Origin of the sequence: Bradyrhizobium vignae (assembly GCF_004114425.1) — a bacterium.
GTDB classification, from domain to species: Bacteria; Pseudomonadota; Alphaproteobacteria; order Rhizobiales; family Xanthobacteraceae; genus Bradyrhizobium; species Bradyrhizobium vignae.
Window position 1 is genome coordinate 72595 of sequence record NZ_RDQF01000015.1, and the last position, 12653, is coordinate 85247.

Annotated in this window: 10 protein-coding genes; 9 read left to right on the forward strand and 1 reads right to left on the reverse strand. The window is 65.4% G+C overall.

Going from position 1 to position 12653, the window contains the following annotated elements; all coding sequences use genetic code 11:
- The first annotated feature begins 226 nt into the window (after positions 1-226).
- Positions 227-2005, forward strand: a complete 1779-nt coding sequence (locus tag EAV90_RS15305; RefSeq protein WP_129143869.1) for an acyl-CoA dehydrogenase family protein — start codon at positions 227-229, stop codon at positions 2003-2005.
- A 136-nt stretch (positions 2006-2141) separates the two neighbouring features.
- Here EAV90_RS15305 and EAV90_RS15310 read toward each other — a convergent pair whose 3' ends face one another.
- A complete protein-coding gene (locus EAV90_RS15310; protein ID WP_245509529.1) occupies positions 2142-3449 on the reverse strand; it encodes an MFS transporter in 1308 nt (435 codons plus the stop codon).
- Positions 3450-3638: 189 nt separating this feature from the next.
- Between EAV90_RS15310 and EAV90_RS15315 the strand changes: the two genes are divergently transcribed.
- The 8 genes from EAV90_RS15315 (at position 3639) to EAV90_RS15350 (ending at position 12609) form a co-directional block, all read left to right on the forward strand.
- On the forward strand, positions 3639-4397 hold the full coding sequence (locus EAV90_RS15315) for an enoyl-CoA hydratase-related protein (protein ID WP_129143870.1): 759 nt from the start codon (positions 3639-3641) through the stop codon (positions 4395-4397).
- Between the two features lie 214 nt (positions 4398-4611).
- On the forward strand, positions 4612-6267 hold the full coding sequence (locus EAV90_RS15320) for a bifunctional metallophosphatase/5'-nucleotidase (RefSeq protein WP_129143871.1): 1656 nt from the start codon (positions 4612-4614) through the stop codon (positions 6265-6267).
- 122 nt (positions 6268-6389) lie between these two features.
- Positions 6390-7319 carry a histone deacetylase family protein gene (locus EAV90_RS15325; protein ID WP_129143872.1) on the forward strand — a complete coding sequence of 310 codons (930 nt, stop codon included), beginning with the start codon at positions 6390-6392 and terminating at the stop codon, positions 7317-7319.
- Positions 7320-7393: 74 nt separating this feature from the next.
- On the forward strand, positions 7394-7645 hold the full coding sequence (locus EAV90_RS15330) for an exodeoxyribonuclease VII small subunit (protein WP_122404671.1): 252 nt from the start codon (positions 7394-7396) through the stop codon (positions 7643-7645).
- Between the two features lie 626 nt (positions 7646-8271).
- Positions 8272-10200, forward strand: coding sequence for a 1-deoxy-D-xylulose-5-phosphate synthase (dxs, locus tag EAV90_RS15335; protein WP_122406805.1), 1929 nt, complete (start codon positions 8272-8274; stop codon positions 10198-10200).
- Positions 10201-10337: 137 nt separating this feature from the next.
- Positions 10338-10520, forward strand: coding sequence for a hypothetical protein (locus EAV90_RS15340; RefSeq protein WP_129143873.1), 183 nt, complete (start codon positions 10338-10340; stop codon positions 10518-10520).
- A 114-nt stretch (positions 10521-10634) separates the two neighbouring features.
- Positions 10635-11369 (forward strand): TlyA family RNA methyltransferase, encoded by a 735-nt coding sequence (locus EAV90_RS15345; protein WP_129143874.1) that lies wholly within the window; start codon positions 10635-10637, stop codon positions 11367-11369.
- Positions 11362-12609: a class I SAM-dependent RNA methyltransferase gene (locus tag EAV90_RS15350; protein WP_122404673.1), complete on the forward strand. Its 1248-nt coding sequence runs from the start codon at positions 11362-11364 to the stop codon at positions 12607-12609. The genes EAV90_RS15345 and EAV90_RS15350 overlap by 8 nt, the downstream gene beginning before the upstream one ends.
- Positions 12610-12653 lie beyond the last annotated feature (44 nt).

Sequence of the window (12653 nt, forward strand, 5' to 3'; positions counted from 1 at the left end):
GCTACCGCAGATTCCCGTCGGTGGCAGCCGGTCTATAGGGAGCGGCGCGTCATTTCAACCGTCTGGAAGGGCAAAATACCCTTGGCCCAGTCCGCCGGCGGCCCACACACTATTCCGAGCCCCAATGGCCGCCCCGTTCCGGCCCAGCCATCCCGACGTCCACCCAGTTGAGACCGCCCCCGTTTCATGGGAATACGGCGCCAACAATTGTCCTCGGGAGTGAGCCATGACCTACCGCGCGCCGATTTCTGACATGCTGCTGTCGCTCAACCATGGCGCGGGCCTCAAGGCCGCCTTGGAGGCCGGCCATTATGGCGATTTCGACGCCGACCTCGCGGCCGCCGTGCTTGAGGAAGCCGGCAAGTTCGCATCCGACGTCCTGGCGCCGCTCAACAAGGTCGGCGACGAGCACGGCATCAAGCTCGAGGGCGGCAAGGTGACGACCGCGCCGGGCTGGCCTGACGCCTACAAGCGCTGGACCGAGGGCGGCTGGAACGCGGTGTCCGGCCCCGAAGATTTCGGCGGCCAGGGCCTGCCGCTCGCGATCAACGCCGCCTGCACCGAGATCTGGAGCGCGGCCAATGTCGCCTTCGGCCTCTGCCCGCTGCTGACGGCATCGGCGATCGAGGCGCTGGACGCGCATGGCAGCGACGAGCTGAAGAAGATCTATCTCGAAAAGCTCGTCTCCGGCGAATGGACCGGCACGATGCAGCTGACCGAGCCGCAGGCCGGCTCCGACGTCGGCGCGCTGCGCACCCGCGCCGAAAAGCAGCCCGACGGCACCTATCGCATCAAGGGGACGAAAATCTTCATCACCTATGGCGAGCACGACATGACCGACAACATCGTGCATTTCGTGCTGGCGCGTCTGCCCGATGCGCCCGCCGGCACCAAGGGCATCTCGCTGTTCCTCGTGCCCAAGTTCATGGTCAATAAGGACGGCTCGCTCGGGCAGCGCAACGACATCTATGCGAGCGGTGTCGAGCACAAGTTGGGCATGCATGCTTCGCCGACCTGCACCATGACCATGGGCGATCATGGCGGCGCCATCGGCTTCCTGATCGGCGAAGAGAACCAGGGCATGCGCTGCATGTTCACGATGATGAACCAGGCCCGCCTCGGCGTCGGCCTGGAAGGCGTCGGCGTTGCCGACCGCGCTTACCAGCAGGCGTTGTCGTATGCGCAGGAGCGCAAGCAGGGCCGCGCGGTCGGCAAGACGGGCGACGGCTCGGATGCGATCTTCGTGCATCCCGACGTCAAACGCATGCTGATGCGGATGCGGGCGCAGACTGCGGCCGCGCGCACCATCTGCTATGCGACCGCAGTCGCCATCGACGTCTCGACGCGCGCCAAGGACGCGAAGGTGCGCGCCGATGCGGCGGCACGCGCGGCGCTGCTGACGCCGATGGCCAAGGCCTATTCCACCGATATCGGCAACGAGGTCGCCTATCTCGGCGTGCAGGTGCATGGCGGCATGGGCTTCATCGAGGAGACCGGCGCGGCCCAGCACTACCGCGATGCCCGGATCACCGCGATCTACGAGGGCACCAACGGCATCCAGGCGATCGATCTCGTCACGCGCAAGCTCGCGGCCAATGGCGGCGCGGCGGTGTGGGCGCTGCTCGACGAACTCTCCGCGACCGTCAAGCAGGTCGAGGCCTCCAACGATCCCGGTTTCGGCACGACGGGTGCGAAGCTGCGCGAGGCGCTGGAGGCAGTCACGCGCACCAGCAAATGGCTGCTGGAGCGCGTTGCCTCCGCACCAAACGAGGCGCTTGCGGGTGCGACGCCCTACTTGCAACAGTTCGGCGCGACGCTCGGCGGCTGCCTGCTCGCCTCCGAGGCGCTCGCCGCCAAGGCCGAAGCCAATACGGACGCTGCGCGCTACGTCGCGCTCGCGCGCTTCTTTGCCGAGAACATCGCGGTGCAGGCGGGAGCGCTCGAGCGCACCGTGACGGAGAGCGCGGAGTCGGTCGCGGCGGCGGACGCGGTGCTGCTGGGGTAAGTGGGCACGTCGCTCTTGATCCGTCATCCTGAGGTGCGAGGCTCGGGATGCGAACGCATCGCGAGCCTCGAAGGATGGAACGGCCGGGATGCAGCCGGGCCGTCGCCCTTCGAGGGCCGCTGAACAAGCGGCCACCTCAGGGCAACGTTGATAAATTTGGCGTTTTCTCCGCCCTTCTCCTCGGCCGCCACAGCACGACTCCGGCCGCCACGAGATCGAGCACGACGCACATCGCAAACGCCGTCGTGTAATTGCCCGTGAGGCTGCGCACGAGACCGACGATGCCAGGGCCGAAGGCGCTGACGATGCCGCTGATCGAGGTGCCCAGTCCCATTGCGGCGGCGAAGGCGGCAGCGCCGATCTCGCGCTGGATGATCAAGGGCGGGAACGTGATCATGTTGCCGATCGAAAAGCCGTAAACGGCACAGCAGGCCAGCAGAACGGTCGGACTCGTGCTTTGGAGAAGCACGAACAGTGCCGCCGCCTGGCTCGTCATCGACGCCGCACAGGCGAGCCGCGGATCGAGCCGGTCGACGAACAGGCCAAGCGACAGGCGGCCGACGATCGCCATCGCCGCCATGATGGTCACGGCAAGGCCGGCACTGGCGCGCCCGATCAACGGCTCCAGAAACGTCACCTGGTGGATGATGAATCCCATCTGCGCCAGCAGCGCGATCGCGATCGGCAGCACCATGGTCCAGAACGCCGCATTGGCGAGCAACGCTTTGCGGGGATGGCTTGGTGCGGCCGCACCGCCGGCGCGCGGACGCCCGCCCGATGCCAGCGACATCCCGGTGGGCCAGCCGATGCAGGTCACGACCACCGGCAGCACCAGCACCATCATCGCGAGCGTGGTCGCCAGCATCGCGGAACGGAAGCCGATGCTGCCGGTCAGCGACAGCAGCAGCGGGGCGAGGATGATGCCGCCGCAGGTCGCGCCGTTGAAGGCGAGGCTGAGCGCGAGCCCGCGCCGGCGCTCGAACCAGGAATTCAGCAGGATCGCAATCACAACGGTGCCCATACCGGTCCAACCGACCGACATCAGCGCATAAGCGAGATAGAGCTGCCATGGCGTCTGCATCAGCGCCAGCAGCACCGTCGAGGCGCCGAGCGCCATCAGGCCGCACAGGATCAGCGAGCGCAACCCGATTCGCTCGAGCAGACCATCGGTGAAGACGACCAGCACGGAGGTCAGGAGAAACGAGAAGGTGCTGGCCGCGGAAACCAGCGTGCCCGGCCAGCCATGGGCACGCTGCAGCTCGGCGAGATAGACCCCCTGGCCGTAGAGCCCGAAACCGAACATGAAGAAGGCCATCAGGAAGCAGGCCAGCACGACGCGCCAGCCGCGGTAGTGCAGCGAGGATTCGTCAATATGGGTTGCCGCAATCGTCAAATCGGGCAGTCCATCGAATGGAACGGGCGCCGGATCGTGCCCCACAACCACCGGTTTTTCAAATGAAACATTGTAGCCAATTGTTGCGAGACGCGACGGCGGCAGGTGCCATGCATCAAACTTATGGGAATTCGCCGCCGAAAGATTGAGCGAGCGCATTGGCACGCCTGTGAGATGATGTAGGCTGTTGCTTCGCGAGACTCGCGAGCGGCAAGGGCCGCGGCGCGCAGGGGGGCTCTCATGCCGAATGGCAACATCATCGTCACCGAAGAGCGCGGAACGCGCGTGATCACCCTGCGCCGTCCGGGCAAGAAGAACGCGATCACCCAGGACATGTACCGGGAGATGAGCCGCGCGATCGACACCGCCCAGAACAATCCGGACATCCGCTGCATGATCATCACCGGCGGCTCCGGCGTCTTCACCGCCGGGGACGACATCGACGATTTTCTCCACGCCGACGCATCGCGCCCCGAGATGCTGTCGAACGGCGCCAAATTCCTCTATTCCCTCGCCCTCAATGCCAAGCCGATCATCGCAGCCGTCGACGGCGCCTCGATCGGGATGGGCACCGTGATGTTGTTCCACTGCGACTATGTGCTGGCCTCGAACGCTGCGACCTTCTCCGCACCTTACATCCATCTCGGGCTCGTGCCGGTCGGTGCCGCCAGCCTCCTGATGCCGAGCACGATGGGCTACCAGCGCGCCTTCGCGCTGCTGGTGATGGGCCGGACCTTCACCGCCGCGGAGGCGCAGGCCGCAGGCTTCGTCAACACCGTGGTCTCGCCGGGACACACCGAGGTCGAGGCGCGCAAGGTGGCGCGCGAGATCTGCCGGCTGCCGGCCGAGGCCGTCGCAACCTCGCGCAAGCTGCTGCGCGCCCCGCCAGAGGAGTTGACCCGCCGCATCGACCAGGAAGGTCATCTGTTCGGCGAGCGACTGAAGTCGGATGAGGCGATTGCCGCGTTCAACGCGTTCGCGAACAGGAAGAAGCGGTAGGCCCCTCCTCCCTCTCTCCTTGTGGGCCAGCGGCGAGACGGGTGAGGGGAATGTCTCCGCGAACGATGCCGCATCGAGGGCTCGGAGGAGGCCCCTCATCCGTCGCGGACTTCGTCCGCGCCACCTTTTCCCACAAGGGGAGAAGGAAGAAAGTGCGGCACGTTCACGACAATGCTTCGTGAAATCTTCGCGCGGACCGACTAGTGTCGGTTCCATGCGATACCGATCCATTCTCGCCGCACTCGCGCTGACCTGCGCCCTTCCCGCCTCTGCCCAGACCGCGGCCCCCGTCGAGCTGCGCATTCTCGCGATCAACGATTTCCACGGCAATCTGCGGCCGCCGCCGGGCGGCATCCGCATCAATGACCCTGAGGACAAGACCAAGAAAGTGATGGTGGCGGCCGGCGGCGCCGAGTACATGGCGACACTGGTGAAGCAGCTGCGCGAAGGGCGCAAGAACACCATCTTCGTCGCGGCCGGCGATCTGATCGGCGCGAGCCCGTTCCTGTCGGCGATGTTCCACGACGAGCCCTCGATCGAGTCGCTCTCGATGATGGGCCTTGCGATCAGCTCGGTCGGCAATCACGAATTCGACGAGGGCAAGGCCGAACTCTTGCGGATGCAGAACGGCGGCTGCCATCCGGTCGACGGCTGCCAGGGACCGCATCCCTTCACGGGCGCCAGATTCCGTTACCTCGCGGCGTCCACCGTCGAGACCGCGACCGGCAAGAGCGTGCTGCCGCCCTACGAGATCAGGGAGTTCGACGGCATCCCCGTCGCCTTCATCGGGCTGACGTTGAAGGAAACCGCCGGCATCGTCTCGCCAGCGGGCATTGCCGGACTCGAATTCCGCGACGAGGCCGAGACGGTGAACGCGCTCGTGCCGCAGCTGAAGGCGCGCGGCGTCGAAGCGATCGTGGTGCTGATCCATCAGGGCGGCGAACCCGCCGGCGACTACAATGAATGCCCTGCCATCACGGGTCCGATCGTCGATATCGTCAAGAAGTTCGACCGCGCCGTCGACGTCGTCGTCAGCGGCCACACCCACCGCGCCTATGTCTGCGATATCGACGGACGGCTCATCACCAGCGGCGACAAATTCGGCACGCTGGTCACCGCGATCGACCTCAAGCTCGATCCCACAACGCGCGACATCGTCGGCGCCAAGGCCGAGAATGTCATCGTCGCCAACGCTTCGCTGGCCAAGGATCCCGAGCAGACCGCATTGATCGACGCCTACGACAAGCTCTCTGCGCCGATCGCCAACCGGCCGGCCGGTTCGGTGACGCAGACGCTGTCGCGCGTGCCGAACGAGTCCGGCGAAAGCGCGCTTGGCGATATCATTGCCGACGCCCAATTGCTCGCAACCCGCGATGCGAAGGATGGCAGCGCTGTCATCGCGCTCACCAATCCCGGCGGCATCCGCACCGACATCGTTCCGAAGGAGAATGGCGCGATCACGTTCGGCGATGTCTTTGCCAGCCAGCCGTTCCGCAACCGCCTCGTTACCATGACGCTGACGGGCAGCCAGCTCAAGGACATGCTCGAGCAGCAATGGCTGGACCCGAAGCGGCCGCGGATTCTCCAGGTGTCGAACGGGTTCAGCTATACCTGGGATGCATCAAAGCCATTCGGCGAGCGCGTCAGCCTCGAGAACATGACGCTCAACGGCAGGCCGATCGAAGCTGGAAGCGGCTACCGCGTCACGCTCAACGATTACCTCGCCGTCGGCGGAGACGGGTTTACCGTCGCCAAGCAGGGCACGGCGCCGCAATATGGCGGCTACGACGCGGACGCGCTGTTCGCGTTTTTCCGGGCGCACGGGCCGATCGGCCCGCTACCGCCCACCCGCATCCTGCGCGTGAATTGATCCGGATCAAACGGGCGGCCCTTTGCCATTCCCGGCCAAGCGCTTAGATTGGGTTTTGCATTGCGTTTTGGCGCCCGATGCGCCAACCACGTCAAAAGCCCGCATCCCATGAGGCCGACCTGATGAGCACGCTTCTCCTTTCCCACAAGGCCTGCCTCGACCATGTCACGCCGCCGGGACACCCCGAGAGGCCGGATCGTCTGCGCGCGGTGGAAGAAGCTTTGTCGCACGAGCGCTTCCAGTTCCTGGCGCGCGAGGAAGCGCCGGAGGGCGATCTCGATCTCGTCACGCTCTGCCACAACGAGCATTACGTCACCGAGCTGCGCCACATCGCCCCGACGAGCGGGCAGGTCTATATCGACGGCGACACCTCGATGTCGCCGGGCACCTGGGAGGCGGTGATGCGCGGCGTCGGCGGTGCGGTAGCGGCGACCGAAGCGGTGATGGCGGGCCAGCATCGCAACGCATTCGTCGCGGTGCGCCCGCCCGGCCATCATGCCGAGATCGGCAAGCCGATGGGCTTCTGCTTCTTCGACAACGTCGCTATCGCCGCGCGCCATGCCCAGCGCAAATACGGCATCAAGCGGGCGGCCATCGTCGATTTCGACGTGCATCACGGCAACGGCACGCAGGACATCTTCTGGTCGGACCCGACCGTGATGTACTGCTCGACGCACCAGATGCCGCTGTTTCCAGGGACCGGCGCGAAGAGCGAGCGCGGCGACCACGACACCATCGTCAATGCGCCGCTCGCCTCCGAGGACGGCGGCCCGGAATTCCGCTCCGCGTTCGAGAATCTGATCCTGCCGCACCTCGAAAAATTCAGCCCCGAGCTCCTGATCATCTCCGCGGGCTTCGACGCACACTATCGCGATCCGCTGGCTTCGCTGAACCTGCGCGCGGAGGATTATGCCTGGGTGACGCGCAAGCTGATGGATCTCGCCGACAAGACCGCCGGAGGCCGCATTGTTTCGGTGCTCGAGGGCGGCTATGACCTGCAAGGACTGAAAGAATCTGTTACGGCGCATGTCGGCGCCCTGATGGGCGCTTGACGCACCCGCCACATTACGCCCGCAAAACTCTGCTTTCTCCAAGGTGAAGGCGAATCGGGCAATCGGAAACGGATATGGCCGAAAATACTCAAATCGACGTCTCCAGGCTCACCTTCGAGCGCGCGATCGAGGAACTCGAAACGATCGTGAAGCGGCTCGAAGAGGGCAAGGTGCCGCTTGAGGAATCCGTGACGATCTACGAGCGCGGCGAGGCCCTGAAGCGGCGCTGCGAGGAATTGCTGCGCCAAGCCGAGGCGCGCGTCGACAAGATCACCACCGATGCCAGCGGCCAGGCCACGGGCACTGCTCCGCTCGACGTCCAGTAATCGTCCGGAGTGAAGCCTAGACTTTCCCGCTCAGTCGCCCGACGACGCAGGGCCCCCGCGAGACGCCTTCAGGGGCGCGTGGACGCCGCTTCGTTTTCAGGATTGCACGGCGCCGTTCTCGAAAGGCATCGCGGTTTCCGTGCCGGCGGATTGATGCCGTCCCCTTCTAGAATCGGCCGTTGAGGGCGAAAAAGCTCTCATTCAGGCCAAAAAAGCCTGCCAGGGAACGAGCAGGGCCGGAGCCACTTATCCCGGGCTACGGTTAACCAATGTGGCCCGCCAGTTACACCTGCATACCCACAATCGGTCCGGCGGGTTGGCTTTGGCCCAAGCTTTGGTGTAAAGCTGCGCGGAGTGTGGCTTTTTGCAAGCCTTGCGTGGGCACCAATCACCGACGACAAGCGCTTCAAATTGCTAATGAAATTGGCTTGGGACGGACGAAGCCGATCTGAGTGACAGGGATCACAGAGACTGAACCGGAGCGCACCTAAGCTTACCTAAGCTTGAAGACGGGGCATTCCCCGTGCAGGTGGCTCCGACGGTTTGAGGACTCGCGCTGCGCCGATATTGTGCAAACCCATCGCGCACCGGAATGACCTTCCGGCGCTGACAAATTGGAAATCGCCGTGAACGCATACAGTAAGACGCCGCTTCTCGACACCATCCGGACGCCGGAAGACCTGCGCAAGCTCAAGGTCGAGCAGATTCGCCAGGTGGCCGACGAGCTGCGGCAGGAGACCATCGATGCAGTCTCGGTGACCGGCGGTCACTTCGGCGCAGGCCTCGGCGTGGTCGAGCTCACAACCGCGATCCACTACGTCTTTGACACGCCGCGCGATCGGCTGATCTGGGACGTCGGCCACCAGGCCTATCCGCACAAGATCCTCACCGGCCGGCGCGACCGCATTCGCACGCTGCGCACCGGCGGCGGCCTGTCCGGCTTCACCAAGCGCAGCGAGAGCGACTACGATCCGTTCGGCGCGGCGCATTCCTCGACCTCGATCTCCGCCGGCCTCGGCATGGCCGTGGCGCGCGACCTCTCCGGCGGCAAGAACAACGTCATCGCCGTGATCGGTGACGGCGCGATGTCGGCCGGCATGGCCTATGAGGCCATGAACAATGCCGGTGCGATGAACTCGCGCCTGATCGTCATCCTCAACGACAACGACATGTCGATCGCGCCGCCGGTCGGCGCCATGAGTGCCTATCTGTCGCGGCTCTACTCGGGCAAGACCTATCGCACGCTGCGCGATGCCGCCAAGCAGATCAACAAGCGCCTGCCCAAGATCCTCGCCAACCGCGCCAATCGCGTCGAAGAATATTCCCGCGGCTTCATGATGGACGGCGGCACGCTGTTCGAGGAGCTCGGCTTCTACTATGTCGGCCCGATCGATGGCCACAATCTCGACCATCTGCTGCCCGTGCTGAAGAACGTCCGCGACATGGAGACCGGCCCGATCCTGGTCCATGTCGTGACGCAGAAGGGCAAGGGCTACGGCCCGGCGGAAGCGTCCGCGGACAAGTACCATGCCGTCGTCAAGTTCGACGTTGCGACCGGCACCCAGGCCAAGGCCAAGCCGAACGCGCCTGCCTATCAGAACGTATTCGGCCAGAGCCTCGTCAAGGAAGCGCAGAAGGACGACAAGATCGTCGCCATCACCGCGGCGATGCCGTCGGGCACCGGCGTCGACATCTTCAACAAGGCCTTCCCCGACCGCACCTTCGACGTCGGCATCGCCGAGCAGCACGCGGTGACGTTCGCCGCCGGTCTTGCGACCGAAGGCTACAAGCCGTTCTGCGCGATCTACTCGACCTTCCTGCAGCGCGGCTACGATCAGATCGTGCATGACGTCGCGATCCAGAGTCTGCCTGTCCGCTTCGCGATCGACCGCGCGGGCCTCGTCGGCGCCGACGGCGCGACCCATGCCGGCTCGTTCGACAACGCCTATCTCGGCTGCCTGCCGAACATGGTGATCATGGCGGCGGCAGATGAGGCCGAGCTCGTGCACATGGTGGCGACCCAGGTCGCGATCAACGACCGTCCGAGCTCGCTGCGCTATCCGCGCGGCGAAGGTCGAGGCGTCGAGATGCCCGAGGTCGGCATTCCGCTCGAGATCGGCAAGGGCCGCATGATCCGCCAGGGCAGCAAGATCGCCCTGCTCTCCTTCGGCACCCGCCTCGCCGAATGCGAGAAGGCCGCTGATGAGCTTGCCGCCCACGGCCTGTCGACCACGATCGCCGATGCGCGCTTCATGAAGCCGCTCGACACCGAGCTGGTGCTCAAGCTCGCGCGCGACCACGAGATCCTGATCACGATCGAAGAAGGCTCGATCGGCGGCTTCGGCTCGCATGTCGCGCAGTTCCTGACGGACCAGGGCGTGCTCGATACGGGCATGGTCAAGTTCCGCTCGATGGTGCTGCCCGACGTGTTCCAGGACCACGACACGCCGGCGGCGATGTACGCCCGCGCCGGCCTCGACGCCAAGGGCATCGTCGCCAAGGTGTTCGAGGCGCTCGGCAAGGATGTGAAGACCGAGACGGTCAAGCTGGCCTGATGGTTTCACCTCTTCCGCTTCTCTTGCGGGAGAGGTGACGCTCAGCTTCGGGTGAGGGCTTTCTCCTGTAGAAGGTTCTTCCTCGCGGAGACACCCTCTCCCTGAGCCTTCCCCGCAAGCGAGGGAGGGAGCAGAGCATGCGCCGTGGCGCAGATCTCGATCCCAGCACTTCTCGCTTCATGAAAATGTCGGCCGTGTTCAGCCAACCGCTGGTGGTGCCGGTCATGATACCTCCATCGATGTCCAGCACGATCTGCCGAGTTCGAGGCTTGAGTCCGGATGGCGGCAGCGCGATTGATCGCTACATTAAAGCGCGATGAGATTTGGATGAATCGTCATCGCGCTTTAGCTTGTTGTTTACGCATGATCTTTCCGGAAAACCGCTTCGCACTTTTCCGGATCATGCTTTAGCGTTTCACCGCCCCGGAGATCCGATGCCCCGTCCCCGCAAGCGCGCTGATACATTGCTGGTCGAGCGCGGCCTGTTCGAGAGCCGGGCGCGTGCACGCGCGGCGATCGAAGCCGGGCTCGTCACGGCTGACGACAAGCAGGTTTCGAAACCGTCGGAGACGATCGCTGAGGACGCGGTGATCCAGGCCGAGCCCGCGCACCCCTACGTCTCCCGCGGCGGCGTCAAGCTCGCCGGAGCGCTGGAGCGCTACCCGATTGATATCGAGGACCATGTCTGCCTCGACGTCGGCGCCTCCACCGGAGGCTTCACCGAGGTGCTGCTGGCGAACGGCGCCAGCCTGGTGTTCGCAATCGATGTCGGCAGCAGCCAGCTGCATCCCTCGCTGCGCGATCATCCCAAGATCGTCTCGATGGAGGAGACCGACATCCGCAGTTACGAGGGCAAGCGCCTGCCGGCGCGGCCCGATGTGGTCGTCATCGATGTCAGCTTCATCTCGCTGAAGGCGGTGCTGCCGGTGGCACTGTCGCTGGCGGCCGCGCCGATGAGCCTGTTGGCGCTGATCAAGCCGCAATTCGAGGCGGACCGGAAGCACAACAAGAAGGGCATCATCCGCAACGCCGCCGTGCACCAGGAGATCTGCGACGACATCGCGGCCTTTGCCGCTTCGCTCGGCTGCACAGACATCGAGGTGTTCCCCTCCTCGATCACCGGCGGTGACGGCAATATCGAATTCTTTCTGGGCGCGCGCCGTGGTTGAACGGCTGACCATCGATCATGTCGGCCATCGCGGCGACGGCGTCAGCCTCGACGCCGGCGAAGCAATCTACGTGCCCTACACGCTCGGCGGTGAGACTGTCGAAGTCGATCACGTCGTGGGCCACCATCCCGACCGCCGCAAGCTGCTCGCGGTGGAGGTCGCAAGTCCCGAACGCATCGCGCCATTCTGTCCGCATTTCGGCGTCTGTGGCGGCTGCGCCATCCAGCATTGGGCGGCCGAGCCGTATCGCGCCTGGAAACGCGATATCGTGGTGGACACGCTGGCGCAGGCCGGCGTCGATTGCGAGGTGGCGCCGCTGGTCGATGCCCACGGCGCCGGACGCCGCCGCATCACGCTGCACGGCCGGTTCGGCACGCATGACATCCTCAAGGTCGGCTTCTCCGCAGCGAGCTCGCATGACGTCATTCCGATTCATCGCTGTCCCATCCTCGATCCCACACTCGAGGGGGCGCTCGATGCCGCCTGGGCACTGGCCGAGCCGCTGACCTCCAAGATGCCGGTGACGAAGCCGCTCGACATCCAGGTCACTGCGACCGCCAACGGCCTCGACGTCGACGTGCGCGGCTCCGGCCCGCTGCCCACGCCGCTGGTCGCGGCGCTGTCGCGCGTCGCCGAGCAGCATCGCCTGGCACGACTGACGCGGCACGGCGAGCTGGTGCTGCAGCGCCTGCCACCGACGGTGAAGATGGGCCGCGCGGAGGTGACGCTGCCGCCAGGTTCATTCCTGCAGGCGACGGTGGCGGGCGAGGAGACGCTTGCGGCGCTCGTCACTGAGCGCATCGGCAAAGCCAAGGAGGTCGCCGATCTCTTCTGCGGCGTCGGCCCGTTCGCTCTGCGGCTCGCCGAGAAGGCCCGCGTCACCGCCTATGACAGCGACGCCGGTGCCATCGCGGCCCTCACGAAAGCCGCGCGCACACCGGGCCTGAAGCCGATCAGGTGCGAGCCGCGCGATCTGTTCCGCCGCCCCCTGGTGCCGCAGGAGCTGCGCGACTTCGACGCCGTGGTGTTCGACCCGCCGCGCCAGGGCGCGCAGGCGCAGGCGCTCAAGCTCGCCGCGAGCAAGGTGCCCGTCGTGGTCGCTGTGTCCTGCAACGCCGCAACCTTTGCCCGCGACGCGCGGCTGCTGATGGACGGAGGCTATCGGCTGGAAGCGGTGGTGCCGGTCGATCAGTTCCGCCACACGCCGCACGTGGAGCTGGTGGCACGGTTCAGCCGATGACGCCGGACTCTACTGTTCGAGCATGATCTTTCCGGAAAACCGCT